At 48.8% G+C, this 17,827-nt stretch carries 15 protein-coding genes; 1 reads left to right on the top strand and 14 read right to left on the bottom strand.

What is annotated here, in order from left to right:
* Positions 1-158: 158 nt before the first annotated feature.
* The 14 genes from AC58QT_RS35345 to AC58QT_RS35280 form a co-directional block, all read right to left on the bottom strand.
* Complete coding sequence (locus tag AC58QT_RS35345) at positions 159-521, bottom strand: DUF1304 domain-containing protein (protein WP_497413033.1); 363 nt, start codon at positions 519-521, stop codon at positions 159-161.
* 116 nt (positions 522-637) lie between these two features.
* Positions 638-805 carry a hypothetical protein gene (locus tag AC58QT_RS35340; RefSeq protein WP_497413032.1) on the bottom strand — a complete coding sequence of 56 codons (168 nt, stop codon included), beginning with the start codon at positions 803-805 and terminating at the stop codon, positions 638-640.
* A 163-nt stretch (positions 806-968) separates the two neighbouring features.
* Positions 969-2,507: a glutamine-hydrolyzing GMP synthase gene (gene guaA, locus AC58QT_RS35335; protein ID WP_497413031.1), complete on the bottom strand. Its 1,539-nt coding sequence runs from the start codon at positions 2,505-2,507 to the stop codon at positions 969-971.
* Between the two features lie 112 nt (positions 2,508-2,619).
* Positions 2,620-5,013: a DUF4129 domain-containing transglutaminase family protein gene (locus AC58QT_RS35330; RefSeq protein ID WP_497413030.1), complete on the bottom strand. Its 2,394-nt coding sequence runs from the start codon at positions 5,011-5,013 to the stop codon at positions 2,620-2,622.
* A complete protein-coding gene (locus AC58QT_RS35325; protein ID WP_497413029.1) occupies positions 5,000-6,211 on the bottom strand; it encodes a DUF58 domain-containing protein in 1,212 nt (403 codons plus the stop codon). The genes AC58QT_RS35330 and AC58QT_RS35325 overlap by 14 nt, the downstream gene beginning before the upstream one ends.
* Positions 6,212-6,220: 9 nt before the next feature.
* Entirely contained in the window at positions 6,221-7,198 is a 978-nt protein-coding gene (locus AC58QT_RS35320; protein ID WP_310502201.1) for an AAA family ATPase, read from the bottom strand.
* Positions 7,199-7,262: 64 nt separating this feature from the next.
* Positions 7,263-8,729 (bottom strand): polysaccharide deacetylase family protein, encoded by a 1,467-nt coding sequence (locus AC58QT_RS35315; protein WP_497413028.1) that lies wholly within the window; start codon positions 8,727-8,729, stop codon positions 7,263-7,265.
* A gap of 136 nt (positions 8,730-8,865) precedes the next feature.
* Positions 8,866-10,107: an MFS transporter gene (locus tag AC58QT_RS35310; RefSeq protein WP_497413027.1), complete on the bottom strand. Its 1,242-nt coding sequence runs from the start codon at positions 10,105-10,107 to the stop codon at positions 8,866-8,868.
* Between the two features lie 35 nt (positions 10,108-10,142).
* On the bottom strand, positions 10,143-10,625 hold the full coding sequence (gene bcp / locus AC58QT_RS35305; RefSeq protein WP_497289292.1) for a thioredoxin-dependent thiol peroxidase: 483 nt from the start codon (positions 10,623-10,625) through the stop codon (positions 10,143-10,145).
* Between the two features lie 175 nt (positions 10,626-10,800).
* Positions 10,801-11,694, bottom strand: a complete 894-nt coding sequence (locus AC58QT_RS35300) for an RNA polymerase sigma-70 factor (protein WP_497413026.1) — start codon at positions 11,692-11,694, stop codon at positions 10,801-10,803.
* Positions 11,695-11,741: 47 nt separating this feature from the next.
* The gene (locus AC58QT_RS35295) at positions 11,742-13,010 is read right to left on the bottom strand and encodes a phytoene desaturase family protein (protein WP_497413025.1); all 1,269 of its coding nucleotides are present in this window, start codon (positions 13,008-13,010) and stop codon (positions 11,742-11,744) included.
* 387 nt (positions 13,011-13,397) lie between these two features.
* Positions 13,398-14,378 carry a 2,3-diaminopropionate biosynthesis protein SbnB gene (locus tag AC58QT_RS35290; RefSeq protein WP_497413024.1) on the bottom strand — a complete coding sequence of 327 codons (981 nt, stop codon included), beginning with the start codon at positions 14,376-14,378 and terminating at the stop codon, positions 13,398-13,400.
* A gap of 16 nt (positions 14,379-14,394) precedes the next feature.
* Positions 14,395-15,360, bottom strand: a complete 966-nt coding sequence (gene sbnA / locus AC58QT_RS35285) for a 2,3-diaminopropionate biosynthesis protein SbnA (RefSeq protein ID WP_497413023.1) — start codon at positions 15,358-15,360, stop codon at positions 14,395-14,397.
* A gap of 14 nt (positions 15,361-15,374) precedes the next feature.
* Complete coding sequence (locus AC58QT_RS35280) at positions 15,375-16,595, bottom strand: phenylacetate--CoA ligase family protein (RefSeq protein WP_497413022.1); 1,221 nt, start codon at positions 16,593-16,595, stop codon at positions 15,375-15,377.
* Positions 16,596-16,795: 200 nt separating this feature from the next.
* Here AC58QT_RS35280 and AC58QT_RS35275 point away from each other — a divergent pair, with 200 nt between their 5' ends.
* Positions 16,796-17,674 carry a YheC/YheD family protein gene (locus AC58QT_RS35275; protein WP_497413021.1) on the top strand — a complete coding sequence of 293 codons (879 nt, stop codon included), beginning with the start codon at positions 16,796-16,798 and terminating at the stop codon, positions 17,672-17,674.
* Positions 17,675-17,827: the final 153 nt, after the last annotated feature.

Raw genomic sequence — 17,827 nt, 5'->3', positions numbered from 1 at the left:
TTACCTTGGGATCCCCTCAAGCAAGCTTACAGCGGATTCTAGCGTTCTGTATGAGGTGACAGGCTATAGCTCCTTCCAAATAAATTTAAAAATACTCCCTTCTATTCGCAAAACGCGCAAATAAAAGGGAGTATTTTTGTGTAACTACAGCTCTTCAGCTAGGAAAGAAGAACGAAAACAAGTGCTGCTAGTGCAGGCAACCCCTGAACGAGTAGAATTGATTTCTTAGCGGTAGCCCCTCCGAATGCGGCTGCAATGAGCACACACACTAGGAAGAAAATTTCAATCGACCGCCCAATCGATGCATCTGGATGGACAAGCCCCCAAACAAGACCAGCTGCCAGAAAACCATTGTAGAGCCCTTGATTAGCAGCCAAACTCTTCGTGATTCCAGCATTTTCTTTCGTCATTCCAAATGATTTCATTGCACGTGGAGTTGTCCATAGGAACATTTCCAGCATCAAGATATACAGATGTTCAAGCGCAACTAGACCTACCAAAATCGCTGCGATTATTGTCATAACTATTCCTCCAATCATATTAAGCAACATGAATAATGTACCATATTTGTCCAGCCCTCTCGCTAATCAAATAAAAAACTCTTTTTGAGCTGTATATTTTAGCTCAAAAAGAGTTCTTATAGCTCGGTCGTTTTTGGGGCAAGTTTATCGTTTTCTTTACTGAACGCAACCCTGTGATCTCGCCATTGACCCGTTCTGAATTTCATAAGTGCAAAGCCTGCAGACGATAGCAACAAAAGCAAGAAGGCACTATAAGCTGCTATACTCCAAAATTGCGCGTTCATGAATTCCCCCTATTAATGAACTTCCCCTTAGTGAAAGTAAACGTAATGTTCATATTACACCCACCAAAGGATAGAAGGCAATACAAATTCTGGTCATAGAAAAAACTCCCTTTTATTTGCTAAACAACGCAAATAAAAGAGAGTCATTTTTACAAACTATATCCTATTCCCACTCAATGGTAGCTGGCGGCTTCGAAGTGATATCGTAAACGATACGATTCACGTTCTCAACTTCATTGACGATACGTACGGAAATCTTCTCAAGCACATCCCAAGGGATACGCGCCCAGTCGGCTGTCATGCCGTCGATAGATGTAACTGCGCGGATACCTACTGTGTAGGAATATGTTCTAGCATCACCCATAACGCCTACGCTTTTCATGCCTGGAAGAGCCGTGAAGTACTGCCAGATCTCACGATCTAGGCCAGCTTTGGCGATTTCATCGCGCAGGATGGCGTCGGATTCACGAACGATTTTCAGCTTATCCTCGGTCACTTCACCTAGAACACGAATCGCTAGACCAGGACCTGGGAATGGTTGTCTCCATACGATAGCCGCAGGAAGGCCGCACTCTTCGCCTACTTTACGCACTTCGTCTTTGAATAGTGTTTTCAATGGTTCAACTAGCTTGAACTTCATATCTTCCGGCAAACCGCCTACGTTGTGGTGAGACTTAATCGTTTGCGCGGTAGCTGTACCACTTTCTACGATATCCGTGTACAACGTGCCTTGCGCCAAGAAAGTGAAGTCATCGAACTTGCTGGACTCTTCTTCAAACACGCGAATGAACTCGGTGCCGATGATTTTACGTTTTTGCTCTGGATCCGCAACGCCAGCCAGTTTGCCGAGGAAACGATCTTTCGCATCGATTTTAACGACTTTCATGTCGAACTTGCCAACAAACGTGTCCATAACACTTTCTGCTTCACCTTGACGAAGCAAACCGTGGTCAATGAACATACAGGTCAATTGCGAACCGATCGCTTTATGAAGCAGGATCGCCACAACGGAGGAATCCACACCGCCGCTAAGTGCGCAAAGCACTTTTTTATCGCCAACTTCAGCACGAAGCTCTTTAATCATATCATCAACAAAAGAGGACATCGTCCAATCGCCATGACAGCCACACACTTCATAAATAAAGTTGCGAATCATTTCGTTCCCTTGAACAGAGTGACGAACCTCTGGGTGGAACTGCACAGCATGGATGTTGCGATCACGGTTGCTCATTGCAGCAATTGGAAGAGACTCCGTGCTTGCTTCAACAACAAAGCCGTCAGGTAGAACGGAAACATGGTCACCATGACTCATCCATACCGTTTGTTTCGCCTCTAGACCTTTGACTAGCGGACTTTGGTTCGAGAACTCAAGATCTGCTTTGCCATATTCACGCGTATGTGCACGTTCAACTTTTCCGTTCAATTGGTGGGCAATCAACTGCATCCCGTAGCAAATACCTAAAATTGGAATACCCAAATCGAAAATGCCAGCATCAACCGAAGGAGCTCCTTCGCCATATACGCTTGCAGGTCCGCCAGAGAATACAATCCCTTTTGGGTTAATTTCACGAATTTTATCAACCGTTGTGTTGTGCGGCAGCAACTCGCTGTATACGCCCAAATCACGGATTCGTCTAGCAATTAGTTGGTTATACTGGCCTCCAAAATCTAAAACAACAATCAATTCACTCGGTTTACTCATGATCCGACCTCCTAGGTTCATAGCGATTGAAGCTTCGGGTGAACCCTTGTCCACTTACCGCTATTTCTAGGTACTAATTTTAAACATTAGGCACCTAGGATGTAAAGGGGATTTAATGTGTCTTTTGAATGGCTTTCCAAATCGCTGTAATTTCCCGCTTCGAATAAGCGAATGCACGCGTAGGATCGTAGCGGACACTTTCATAGATTTGAGCGAAAGTCATCAGTGCCTGTTGCTGCCCTTGATGGTTCACCTGAAGGTTCGTGACGTATTCGCGAACCGTTTGATTCGCTGGTTTTACACCATATTTGCGGAAAAGCTGTCTCCACAAACGATCCATATACGGCGTCAACGGATGCTGCTGCGTTAAAGTTCCATTGTTGTAGCCGGGGAGCTCCACCGTTCTACGCAACAAATAACCTTGACGTCGCAGCAACATAACCACACCAATAAGCAGGCAGATGCCCCCAAGCACAACGAAAACAGCACTCTTATAATCCTTTACCAATTGGATCAGATTATTCTTCAATGTATGCAGCCACTCGCTCGACTTCGTCATGACAGAACTTGGCACCGGTGTACGAGTAATTGAAGCGGTCAATCCCAGCTGTTCCATAGCTTCGCTAGTCAACATATCTCTCGGTTGGTCTGCGGATATCCCTGAGAAACCAGGAGTAGGCTCAAACGGCACCCAGCCCATGGTTGGGAAATAGACCTCGACCCAAGAATGGGCATCTTGATTTCGAACGATAACCTCTTGCAATCCATTGTCATCACTGGAGCCTGCTGATCCTGGAGCGAACCCCTTCACCCATCGGGCAGGCACCCCTACAGAACGTAGCATGACAACCATTGCGGTGGAAAAATGATCACAATATCCTGTCTTATCCACGAACAGGAAATGATTAACGAAATCCTCGCTGCGGCTAGGCGCGGTAGGCTTTTCGAGACTATACGGAAAGGTTTGGCTCAAATACTGCTCGATGGCCACCGCTTTGGCATATGGTGTCAACCGATTCTCGGTAACTTGCTCAGCAGTGCTCCGCACCGTTCGCGGCAATGTTGCCGGCAATTGCAAGTATTCACTAGTGATTTCATCGGGATAAGGACCGATATCTGTGTTCAACAGATCCGGGTTTTCCTTAACGGGGCGTACGGCTATTTTGTAGTAGGAGAGCGATTCCTCCAGTTCCAGCAAGGTTATTATGCCACTCGCTTTGGAAGTCAAAAGATGACTGGACGAAATCAACTTCCCTTTGTCACTCAGCAGCATTTCGACACTCTGAAGTTGACCACCGGTGAACAATTGTTTACTGGATGAGCTCCCGCTCCACAAGATCTCCTGCTGCACGACTGGCAGTGCTGATGAGGATGAACTCGAGGCCATAAAGGGCTCTAGCTTCTGAACGGGTTGTGTCCAGCCTTTGCCATCGTAAAAGCTTTTGGATTCGCCGCGCCAGTAGGTCAATTCAGAAGTCTTGGCCGTAAACACTGGCGATGTGTCCACTTGGAGTGGACCACCTAGGGAAGAGTCATTTTGACCATAGCCAGATGTCGCCACGGCAGAACTCGCTTCCATGTCTTCGTTATAGAGCTCAAATAAACGATCATACCAATGCGTCCAACTGACCGGTGCCATCAGAGGCTCAGGATCAGTTTGTTTGGCCGATAACCAGCCAACCCCTGACAAAACCCCAACCACGATCACACTGACGATTAGCCATTGCATATAACTAGCTGAACGTGTCATTGACACGCGATATGTCTGTTCGATTCTCGATAGATTCAGTAAAGCCATCAGAAGAAGCCCATAGCCTAATGTGCGAATAATTCCTTGCACGGTATCTGCCCCTAATACGAGCTGTAGACTAACAAGATAAATGAGCGTTGCCATCACGAACCAAAGACTATGCTGTCGCTGCAGCATAAGCGCTTGGACGACAGAGAGCAGCAAAGCCCAGCCCATTAAGAAGAGGAGCGTTCGCATCTCACCGCTGATCAGATCAAAATGCGCCTGAACGATGTACATGAAATCTTGCACGAATGTCCTCACCAATGAGAGGATCCATTCTCCAGTAAATAATGACTCACGATAAAACATATAGCCAATAAACATCACGATCATGCTGCACTTCGCAAGCCATCCCCAGCCATAAGGCACCCTAAAACAATCCAGCGCTAGGCAAAAAGCAAAAACAACAAGCACCGGTCCAATTTGTATCGCTTCATCAGCCATCCAAGCCAACGGGCGCAGCCATTCCGAAAGAAGGAGAAAGAGCAGCAAGGTGATGAGACTGTCTCGAAAAAGACTGCTTTGCATGGGCGGCAGGCTGTCTGCACGGAAGATGAGTTGAGAGCTGGTGCGAGATTGCGATGCGTCTGAAGGCGAAGTGCCTGAGGGCGAAACCCCTGAGAGCGAAACCCCTGAGTGAGCAGCGCCTGAGCGTGAGCGGCTAAAAGGTGAGGTGCGCGCGTGCAGCCCGCGGCGTGGTTCAAGCGGTTGCATCCGCAACACCCCCTTGCTTCGGCCACTGGCTTTGCGGATGCGGCACTTCCGTGAAGCTGCAGCCTGCGGCCTGCAGCTGAGAAGCCCCCTCTCGCTCTGCGACCGAGAGGGAAGGCCGCGCGTGCACGTAGATCACGTGCACGGCTCGGCGCCTGGTGCCGCTATCTGCGATAGCGCGCACCAGCGCCACATCCAGCGTCGATGTGATGCACAGCATCGACGCATGCAGCGGCAAGTCTGCCGCCTCTTTCCTGACGAGGTCAGGAAAGGGCACGGCGGGCTTGCCGCCAACGCTCGCGAGTACTTCGTACGCGAGCGTTAGGTCAGGGCGAATCGTCGGTGCGATTCGCCTAGCACTGGAGCTGCTGCAGGCGAAGCCGCAGCTCTCACGCCCGCTGGCGGCGGCTTCGAAGAACCCCGCCGCGAGGGCGACGCCCTTCTCCAGCAGCGGCTGAGCCGCCTCTGCTGGGCCCGCCGGAGGCGCGACATCGAGCAGCAGCATCCACTTCGTGGAGGCGGTCTGCTCGGGGTCCTTGGTCATCAGACGGCTCAGACGAGCCGTTGATTTCCAGTGGATGCGGTGATACGGATCACCGCTGACATAATCACGTACGGAGCTGATCAGCGGCGTTTCGGCTTTTGACTTCCGTCCGGAAGAACCCTCATCAGATTGGAAGGTCATCCCGCTTCGTCCCAACGCATCCGGCCTTGGATACACGACATATCGTTGCAGATCTTCTCTATGTACTTTGCGAAGGGCGAAACCAAAAAGATCTCCCGCGGCAGCTTCAAGGTGAGCAAATCGGTAGCACCCTCGCATTAAATGGGTCATTTTATAAGAAAGCAACAGCGACTTCTGAAACCATGGGAAAAGCAGCTTGCTGTACGTCAGCTTCCGCCCACTTCCTTCATGAATCCAGGTTTCCTTCATCAGTAGCCAAGGCATAGGCACCCATGACTGATGCTTAATCTCCACGACAATCGTCACATCTTCACCGGAGAGTAACACATCGCCAGATAGATGTCGTTTTAAACTCAGGCCTTTCAGGGCAAAAACATAAAATACTCCGGCCTGTATCCAGATCAACGATAAACAAATACCGAGATACCACGCGGCAAATCCACCTTGGCGATAAGCCAAAAAAATCACCAACACACAACTTATGAGCAATATCGACGTCTTCCCCCAGCTTCTCATAATGGCCCCCTACTTCGCTGTAACATAACGAAGAACTGGTGTTTGCATGCCATCTAGAATGCTTTGGAGAATGAGTTCTGCCGAACGCCCCATCATGCGAGCATCCGAAGTTAGAATAAGACGGTGCGTCCATACGGATAGTACCAAATCCTTAATATCATCCGGAACAACAAAGCTTCTCCCTTTCACATAAGCCGCCGTTTGCGCAGCACGCATCAAGGCATACGATGCCCGAGGACTTGCGCCCACGTAGAAATCAGCATGATCCCGCGTCGCTAAAGCTAAGCGTACAATGAAATCTTTTAACGTGTTATCCACATGGATCATGGCCGCTTCTTTTTGCAATTGCACAAATTCATCCTGCACAATAACAGGCTTCAAACTTTCGAGCGGGTGGCGATCCTGCAAGCGATCCAGCATGAGAATTTCTTGATCATGCGTTGGGTAACCGAGCGAAAGCTTCATCATGAACCGATCCATCTGCGCCTCTGGCAGAGCATACGTGCCTTCATAATCCATCGGATTTTGCGTCGCGATGACAACGAAGGGCTTAGGCAGCTCATAGCTCGTGCCATCGATCGTCACTCGTTTTTCTTCCATCGCTTCCAGGAATGCAGACTGTGTCTTCGGAGAAGTCCGATTACACTCATCAGCAAGTACGACAGATGTCATTAACGGCCCTGGACGAAACTCAAACTCATTGCTTTTCACATTAAAAACAGAAACGCCGGTCACATCTGAAGGAAGCAAATCTGGCGTACATTGAATTCTCTTAAACTCGCAACCGATCGTTTTGGCTAACGCACGTGCTAGCATGGTTTTGCCTACACCAGGAACGTCCTCTAGCAGAAGATGCCCGCCACTTAACATCGCGATAAAAGCTTTCTCTATCGTCTCTCTTTTGCCAACAATCACTTTCTCTACGTTCATGATCATCCGTTCCACGAGAGGCTGCGGTTGATCGAATATTCGGGTTTTCGACGCCATAGACAAGAAGCCTCCTTAATAAGGGTATGCTTCTAGTTTTTCCAGCTCTCTACTCTTTTAGACATTAACTACCCATGGCAAATAGAGAGTTTTTGAGAATACTATTATTTTCTTTAAAAAAGTAGAGTGGCCGCAGCGCCATAGTCACTTGACGATTGTCCCCTGCCATCACCGCGTTCGTAATTCGTCCGCCTAGTGAATCAATCGTTTTGCGCAGCGGAACGATAATCTGATTGTTTTGCATATCCATATCCGCTAGCGAATAGGTGGCTGTTTGGGTCCCTAAAGTGTACAAACGAATGCTTCTATTGGTCAGATCATAGTCCATATCATAAATGCCGTAATGCGCATTGGCTGTTTTCGTACTTGCTTGCCACTCCACCTTGCCGCCCATCTTCTCGATCAGATAGCGCAGAGGCAGTTCTATTTGATTCGCACGCAGCTTATAGACGGACGGTTCTATGTTAAATGTATTCCCCCCGAGCACATGAACCTGCAGAGGCAAAGCCGCCTGTTGGGCAAGTATACGCGCAGCCTCTTCCTCTTCTTCCTTCTTCGCTTTAGCTTTCGCTTCTGCCTCAGCTTCCAGTTTCTGAGCCAAGCGTTTTTCTTCAGCTATTTTCGCTACATTCGCAGCATTCGGGTGTGCAGTGGCATATTCCTGTGTTTGTTCGACCAGCGCTTGAAAACGCGACAAACTCATACTTCTTGACCATTTCGGCTTCGAGATGACGAATTGTTTGGGTTTCACTTGCTCAGTTAACGCAGCGAACGTATAGCCTAACTTTTTGTAATAGCTAATCACTTGGGGTAATACTTGGACAGAAGATTCATGCCCTGTTCCATCGTGAAACAGAATATTGATCTCGTGATCCAGCGGTGAAGCCTTCACCGTCTGCCAAATTTCGTTCACTGGCACGTTCGCTCTCTTCGAGTCGCCGCTGTCGACATTCCAGTCATGCACGATATAACCCGCTTGCTCCATGAGGTAGAAGTAGTTCGCATCAAAATTCGTAGCCGTCCCGCCAGGCGCACGTGTAAGCTGGGGGCGGATCCCCACGATACTTGAAATCACGTCCTCACTGCGCTGGATTTGGTTCCAGAAGGTTTGAAAATCACTATAAAGCTCTTTATAAACATGATTATAGGTATGATTGCCAATGGCATGACCGTCTTTTACAATTCTTTTGAGTTCGTTAGGATGCGCTTTCGCTTGCTCGCCAAGTACAAAGAACGTCGCTTTGACATCTTCTTTATCTAAAATATCCAGCACCTGATTCGTCAGCTTGCTAGGACCATCATCAAACGTCAGATACACAGTCGGCTGCTCCGGTGTTACATAAGTTCTATCGCTCTTCAGTCGCTTCCCTGCTTGAAGCTGCCCAAATACTTCTTGCACGGCTGGATCCGCTTCAGACTCCGCAGCTTTGGCTGGCATCCAACCAACCAAAAGTGAAACTAGTAAAACAACAACCATCATGAATTGAATCCGCAGCCTTCTGTTGTTAAGAGCCTGTACCTGTAAGCGCATCCGATGATCCCTCCGCATGTTCTATCATTTTGACATCTGATAGATTATATGGGCGAAGGAACGAGAGTATGCCACGAAAAAAACGATCCCTCTCCGAAAGGAGAAGCATCGTTTCTGGGGTTCATTTATTAACAGATTACGCTTCCTGAGGCAAGCTAGGACTCCCCGCTTTGGCCCCCATTTTAAACAGAGATCGACTGCCAATCAAGCCAACAAAGCTTACAATCAGCAGCACACCAAGCAGCAATATCCCGCTTCTCGCCCCTTGGAAGGAAACGATTTGCGTGCAGATTGCAATGAGCATAACGCGCATCCCCATCCCTACTGTGTTGAAGAAGCTGTTCACACGACCGATCAAGTGGTTTGGCACCATTTCCATCAGAATGGTATTCCGCGCTACGCGACTCCCCGCATTTCCCCAGCCATTCAGTGTTTTAAATACTAGAAAGATAGAAACGATTGGGAACGAATAGAAAAACACGATTGATAGACTGAACATGACAAATGCGAGAATCGTTGTGGCATATGCCCCTAAACGCTTCATGATGAGCGGAATTGTTAAACCCGCTGCAATAGCCCCTATCGCAAATATCATATCCGCGGCTCCAAACACACTAGCTCCGCCATGAAGAACGCTTTTAATATACACGGGGAACAAATAGTTCCCCACCATCACACATAAGAACGGCATCAACGCACATAGGAAAAACAAAACCAATAATGGTCTCGTCCTCAAATACGTGTACCCCTCCTTGAAATTCGCCAACATGGAGACAGCCCCCGTTGCTGTGACCGTCTTATTCTTGATATAAGGAATGAGCAGAAAAAGACCGAAGCCTAAGAAATAGGTCATCGCATCCGCTAATAGGATCCATCCAAAATCGATATGGTCGATAAGCAGACTCGCCAAGCCCCCCGCGATCATGGAGGTCGATTGATTTTGTACTTCGAGGATCGCGTTTAATGTCTTATACTGTTCCTTGGAGAAGATCTCTTGCGTAAATGCGAACTGCGTTGGAAAGTGCACATTGTAATACAAAGAGCCACTAAAGTAGATCACAATTAACTGCCACGTTTCAAAATGACCAGCAACGATCCCCCACAACGCAAAAAGCAGCGTTACGGCACCGCCGACGATTTCGCTGCCCAACAGCATTTTTTTCCGGGAAATACGATCGATATACGCACCTATATGAGGCGATAGCAGGAACAGAATGAGGGTAGAAACAAGCGTTGCATACCCATATATCTCACTTCCCCCTGCTCGATTCACCAGTAACCATGGCACCCCGATCATCGTAATTCCAGAGCCAATCGAGGATAACATGTTTGCTAGCATGAGAAACATCATTCTACGGTCTTTGAGCATGAGCCACATGTTGGATAACCTCCTCGATGATAGTATGAATGGCTTTATTTCATTTCCATCACAGCATCTAATACCGATTGTACGTGATTTTTAATTTTCACTTTACTCCATTCCTTCACGATGTATCCTTTTTCGTTAATAAGAAACGTCGACCGAATGATGCCCATATACTCGCGGCCATACAGCTTTTTCAGCGCCCAAACCCCATACTTCTCCGCTACCTTATGATTCGTGTCTGAAAGCAGGAGGAATGGCAGCTCGTACTTGGCAATGAATTTATCATGCGCCTTCAGCTCGTCCGGGCTAATGCCAATCACTTCTACACCTAACTCGGCAAATTTTCCGTTATAGTCTCGAAAGTCGCAGGATTCCTGAGTGCAGGTTGGTGTATTGTCTTGTGGGTAAAAATAAATGACGACTTTGCGCCCTTTGTAATCGGCTAAAGAAACTTTCTCTCCGTTTGAAGCAGGCAGCGAAAAGGCTGGTGCCTTACGCTTCGTTACTGCTGTTTCATTCCCTTTTTTCATTGTAGTCCTCTCCTCTATCTTCTCTTGCTGTCTCTTGCTAGCCAAGTATCAACTTCATCCATTATGCGACATTCCCAGCATGACATCAAACCAAAAAAAGCTGCTACGAATCGCAATGACTCATGAGCAGCTTTCTATATTAAATGGTTATGGATTCACTCGTCTTCACTTGTCCTTACGCTTCCGTTCGGCTTTTCTCGAGGTGCCGCAATTTATCAGGATTCGAGACGATGTAAAATGACTTGATCTGGCCCTCCTCCACTTGGAAGGTCATGACATTATTAGGTTCCTCATACACGTACGCTACAATGCCTGGTTGTTCGTTCACTGACATTAAGGAAAAGTGATAGCCCTCTGGTAGTTTGGTCAAAACCCCAGACAAGAACTTGGCGATCCGCTCTACCCCGATAATAGGGTGGACCGCAGCCTTCACTTTGCCACCGCCATCTGAGAACAGTACCGCATCCGATTTCACAAGGGTTAACAGCTGGCCTATATTGCCGGACATTAGAGCATGCACGAATTGTTCCACGACGGCTGTCGTTTGTTTGAGCGGTGCTTTTACTTCCAGATCCCGCTCTGGCGGGAGGCTAATCGCGTTCTTGGCCCGGCGGAAAATTTGCCGGCAATTGGTGCTGCTTTTGCCTACAATCTCGGCGATTTCATCATACTCGTATTGCAAGACCTCGCGAAGCAGGAAGACCGCCCGCTCTATCCATGACAACTGCTGCAGGAGCAATAAGTACGCGGTGGACAGTGACTCTTTGTGTGTATACGCGAGATCAGGCGAGATCTGACGATCTGCACTCGGCGTCAACAGTGGCTCTGGCAACCAAGGCCCGACATAGACTTCGCGCTTTTTACTGGCCGAGCGCAGGTTGTCGATGCAGCGGTTGGTCACGATTTTGCATAGATAAGCCTTGGGATTGTGCACATGGTCCAGGTTCGTCTCATTGGCGTACAGAAACGCCTCCTGCACGACATCTTCCGCATCCATCACACTGCCCAGCATGCGATACGCAAGTGAGAACATCAATGGCTTATAGGAGAAATAGATCTGCTCCTCCATCTTGCCACACCTCCCGTTTGTACTGTGATAGGTTCATTCTAAGCGAACTAAGACGTTTTTAAAATAGCTTGCGCCGCGCGTCTAGCGCTTGCCGCTGAAGCATCAGCCAGCATCTCCCCATGGCTTACCCAGTCACCAGCGACATAGAGACCACGAAGGCCTTGGACGTCTGGGCCTGTTTGCAGATTCGTTTTTCCTACATGTAAAGTATCGTTTGCGACCGTTATGTTCGGCAGAAACTGCCTAGCTACGACTTCTTGTTCCCAACCTGGATGCAGGGTATTCATGACAGCAGTAAGGGTTGCCTCATCATCTTTCGGATCACTTTCTCCAGAACCATTATATTTGACCATATGCACAACGAGAGTGCCGTCCTCACTAAGCTTGGCATTCAAAGTGTGATGCGAGAAAAAGATCGGTTGATCTAATGCGATTGCCGAATCTCGTCCTGAGATAGGGAGCTTCTTCAAACCTAAGTCAAGGCAGGCGGCTTTCGAGGGGCGCGCTTCTTCCTTCCACTTCTTCAAAATCGTACGATCCGCGTTCGGGACTAGTTTGTAGGTCTCCAGTGGGGACGCCGTGCTGATAACATGCGATACTTCTAACACTTGTTCGTCAGCAAGCTTGATGCCCTGCACTTGACCATTCGCATGCACGATTTCTTTTACATCAGAGCTGCTTACAATGTGGACACCAGCTTCAATCGCTTTCTCATGAAGCTGATCGATGATCGTTTGCCAGCCTCCGTGAATATAGAGAACGCCTTTTAATGCGCGCTGCACCTGCCCAAGCACCGGACCAGCAAGCTGATGATCTGGATCATAGGCATATGTGGCCGTTCGGCACAATGAGTAAAAAATATGCCGAACCATCGGATCAGTAATTTCTTGCTCCGCCCATTCTCTCAGCGATGCATCCTCAACTTTGCTGGCATCCATTTTCGTTAACCGTACGACGAGTCGCAGAAGTCCCAGCTTCCCAGACCACGAAAGCAGCTTCGATGTGAGCATGCTGAGCGGTGTTGCTGGCATTGGCACTACACCATCGTTCCACAACGCCTTGACCTTTGATGCAGGCGCGCCTCCTTCGATGCGAATCCCCAGCTCTTTGAGGATGCGAAAGGCATCCCCTGCCCGGTATAAAGCATGCCCGCCAAGGTTAAAAAGCGCACCATTCTTTTTATTCGTCATCGCTCGGCCGCCCATTCGCCCCGAACGTTCTAGCAGTACAACCCTCCCGCCACCTCTTGCTACTTCGAGTGCAGCTATGAATCCAGCTAAGCCTCCACCAATAACGGCTGTATCGTATTTGGTCATCTTCATCATCATCCTCCGTTTCGCTTTATATCTATATGGCGAAATAGGTTCTTGTTTTGTGACAAAAGTAGTTAGGATTTTGTGCATGGGGTGCTCAACATGGAGTTGAGCTGCGTGAAGAGGGATGGCAGCTCGCGCGTGCGAAGAGCTACTGGGGTTGGGGTTCACAGACGACGGGTACCATTATCCACAGACAAAAAATAATCCACAATAAATTTTCTGTGGATATCTCAGCATGTGGATATGTTAATACGAGTCAAATAAGTTATACACACCAGGGACTTATAACCCTGTGGACTTGTGGGTAACTCTGTGGATAGATGTGGATAACAGACAGAGGACGCTCTCCAGACGAGGCGCCCCCTGTTTACTTTTGTAAATATTCAACTATTTCAACTTACTTCTCTCTAACGTAACACCCTTCTCCATACGCAACGCTTCCCGCCAATAATAACCTGCAATAGCGATGTCGAAGATACCTAAGCCCATCGGATTAAAATACACAGGTTCCTCTACTGCTACACTCGCTAGTTGGTCGCGAAGCACCACATCCGCTAATGTTCGTACGTCCGTTTCCTGTAAGTTATGCTGGATGTGGAGCTGCTCAATATCTGTCTGTTCACGGCATACCTCGCGCCAATCATCCACAATGATCGCTTTCACGCCAGACACGCTTTCCGGTTTATAATCGCGGAGAGAGACATTGAGAAGGAGCGCCCCCGGAGGCGGAGCTTCATCAATATACCGCTCAGCGGATACCGTGCAAGTCATGATCACATTAGCCTCACGGTAGTCCGCTCGCCAATCGTTTACTATCTGCACCTTCTCTTGTATGTCAGCCTGAATCGTCGCAGGATCAACTCCCTTGAGATCATAGATGCTGACTCGCTCAATCCGATCTCCAAACAAAGCCACACACATATCCAAATGTAAGCGTCCGACCGGCCCCCATCCTATCAAAAGGATGCGCAAACGTCCAGTCTGCCGGGCTTTTACGAAATGATTCATCATCACACCGCTAACGGCTGCTGTTCGCAGACCATTCAAAAGTCCGCTGTGGATAAATGCCGTAGGCTCTCCAGTCGATGGATTATTTAAAATCAGTGTATTATGAGCCCTAGGAAGTCCCATTAGGCGATTATTTGGGAAGCTCGCAATCCACTTGATGCCGGACATCGCGATATGACCGCCTACATAGGCCGGCATCGCAATGATACGATTGTGGGGATCGCGAAAGCGTAAGTATGGCTTCAGAGGGTGTACACAGTCCCCACTATCTTGTATAGCAACAACATCCTGAACAATGTTGGTTAGTTTCTTCCAATCGATTCCGATTTCTCGGATATGGTCATCCTGTAAGTACAACATTTGCTAGTCTCCCATGCTAGTTACTCGGTGTATACCCGATCTCTCGTCCAACCCATTCATCGTTATACACAGTATTCAAATATCGTTCACCACGGTCTGGTAAAATGGCTGCGCAAACCGCTCCTGGGGGAATCATTTCACTCATTCGTTGTATCGCCGAAATAACGCCTCCGGAGGAAGCGCCCGCTAACACGGCTTCTTCCCGTACTAAGGCTCGGCAGCCTTCCACGCAATCCCTATCCGAGACATAGATAACCCTGTCTGCCACATCGTCCCGATGTAACCCCGGTGTTATACCAGCACCTAATCCAGGGAATTTTCTTGGACCTTTTTCCCCGCCAAAAATAACACTGCCTTCGGCATCCACCGCCACGATCTGCGTCTTCCATCCGCGATTACGGATATAGTCCATACATCCCCTGATTGTTCCACACGAGCTCACTCCGCAAAATAAATAGTCAAGCTCGCCTAGCTGCTCGCCGATTTCCCGCATCGTCGTCTCACTATGAGCCAAAGCATTATCGGGGCTTCCGTACTGGTTCGTCCAGTATGCATGCGGAATCTGACGCACAAGCTCAGCTACTCGCCGTATGCGGGCTGGCAGAAATTCACCCGTCGCCTCATCCGGCACGGACACAAGGTCGATTTCGCCATGAAAGCTACGAATGATTTGCAAATGCTGCTGCGTCGTCCGAGGATCAACAACACAGATGAAGCGAAGCCCGAGATACCGGCAGAATTGAGCGAGACTAATCGCCAGGTTGCCAGAGCTAGACTCGACGATGACACTCTCGCTCGTCACCTCGCCTCGGCGGATCGCCTCCCGCAGCATAAACAGGGCTGGTCGATCCTTCGCGCTGCCGCCAGGGTTCATCCATTCCATTTTGCCATACACTTCAAAGGGTTGATCTTTAAACAAACGTGATAGCCGAATAAGCGGCGTATGCCCGATCGCTTGGACAATACCTCCTTCAAGCTCCATGGCCATCCCCTCCTTTACGTGTAAAAAATTTTCTTATTTTTCACGGAGGTGCGGTTCTGTGAATCCTCAAAGGTGCCCCCGATAACCTGAATGCCTTCCAAAAGCTTCGCCTGAATCATCATGCCAATCGCTGGAATGCGATTTTCTACATCTGTTCGAATACTGTCCAGAATCGCTGTTGTTGCGAGTGGACTGTACACAAATACAGTTAAAGCGTTGCCGCTAACCTGTACACGAACACTAGCTTCACGCAGGTGGGCATATACGACGTCCTCAATATCATAGATACTAATTTTCTCGCCGTGCTTCAAATCAGGTCCAATGCGTTTGACGATGCTCTGAAAACTCTGTGCACAAACACCATCAACTTCAATCGCTCTCAAATCACGTACAACATCGTAGGTCACGTATCGCAGCGCTGGGAACGAATCTCTAATCGTTGAGGTGAGAACCAACACACGCTCCATCTCATCTGGTAGCGGCTCCAACTCGCCGTCTAGCAGCTCCGTGGTGATACCCTCTGCAAGAATGCCCTCAGCAAATAAGTATCTGCCGTATGCATGTGAGAAGTAAGCAATGGTCCCTATCTCGATGGAGCCATACGTATCCGTGATCTGTGTCTCGGCTATCCCTAATCTTTCGGCTGTCCGCAGCCTCCAACCTGGCGAAGCTATTTCGCCAACTAGAATGACATGCTGGATGCCATAACTTGCAGGATCATCCGACGCTTGCAAAATCCGATCCAAAATTGACGGCATCGTATACAGCACCTCGGGTCTGAAGCTCTGAAGCCGTTCCACATGCTGCTCGATTGGCAGCCGAAAGGATACCGATTCGACCTCCATACCGAGCTCGCGAAACACCTCGACCGCCGTCGCCTCCGCATGCCCAGTACCCATGTCTGCCATCGCAGTACGGTAACAATTGCCTGCAAGAATCGCCCGAAAGACGTCCAATTTCACTCGCAAATAAGCCTCCTCGTCAGCTTGCGAATAGAAAATAGTCTTCCGCCGCTTCGAGCTCGTGCCTGACGTCTGATACCGATTCATATCGACTTGCAGCAGAAACGGGTTAGCCTCCGAATAGTAAAACGATTCCAACATGCCCGCTGTCACTAGCGGCAATTCATCAACCACACCAAATTCCTCTTTATCCGATGGAACAATTTGCTCAAGTTCTGGCAGCAACCAAGGAAATTGCCGCTTCATCCTGTTTGTAACTTCTTTCATGTGCATAGACGTGCGGCTCCTCCTCTCAGCTCCACTAACGGAACATGCACTCAAATCTACCTGCCTACATATTCTATGCGTCCTTCTCACCCATCGTTCGTTATTCCTAAGCGATAACCCCACTTTCCCTGTTCACCTGCCTCCCCTCTACCTCATATCATATTGAAATAATGAAACGCCGTACTCGGTAGAAAGAGGATCTTCCCATGACAAGTTCACTGAAGGCCGTTTCAAGCAAATGGATTAAAACACGCATCATGATTCGGAATGTGAAGCTGCGCCAGCATGTGCCGACTACGCATCCTTTTGATCGCAGCAGGTTGTCATCCATGCTCGCCCAGCACAATATGCTCTACGTTAAACCCGATATCGGCTCACTAGGGATAGGCGTTATGCGCGTTGAGAAACGTGGAGGCACCTATCGCTATCAGAGCGGGGTGAACATCTACCGTTTTCCGACCTTTGAGCGCATGTATCAATCCCTGCAGCGCCGCTGCGGCACCAAACGATATCTCATTCAGAAGGGGATCTACGTTTTGACTCACGAAGGCAGTCCCTACGACTTCCGTGTCATGGTTCAACGCGACCCTTCGGGAAAATGGGTATGTACGGGCACAGCAGCTAGGGTTGCCCATCCACAGAAAGCTGTCACCAATGGCAGTCAAGGTGGTACGATCTACAGTCCTTACGACCTTTTGGAACCCCGGTTCGGCGTTGATGCCACATCTATTCTTATGTTTAAAATGCAGAAAATTGCCTATTGGACTTCTGCTCAATTAAGCCGCACCTATCCCGGCATGAATGAGCTCGGCATCGACATCGCTGTCGATCAAGGGCTCAAGCCATGGATCCTAGAGGTCAACACACGGCCAGATCCTTGTCCCTTCACCAAGTTGGAAGACAAATCCATCATCCGCCGAATCGTCCGGTTGGGCAGAGCTAATGGCCGAAAGTATGATCTAACCTGCTCGAAAGCGAAGAAGGCGCCTAAGCGGAGGTTATCCACCACTTCTGTTAAGCAGCCGTTTCAGAACGTAGACCCTCTTATCGAACCTTTTTCAGAACCTCATACGGAGAGTGAATGAGGTTTTCACCGCACACCGTTCGCTTTCCGCGCGACCTAACACATCGAGTAGGCCCATGCGCTATTGCATGGGCCTCTCACAGTTCCGGACATGCGGGTCATCGCATCCGGCTCCTCCAGATCTATCCCCGCTGGGGATGAAGTTCTTTGTAAA

The organism is Paenibacillus sp. J31R109, assembly GCF_059692055.1.
This window is presented reverse-complemented; position numbering and strand designations above follow the sequence as displayed.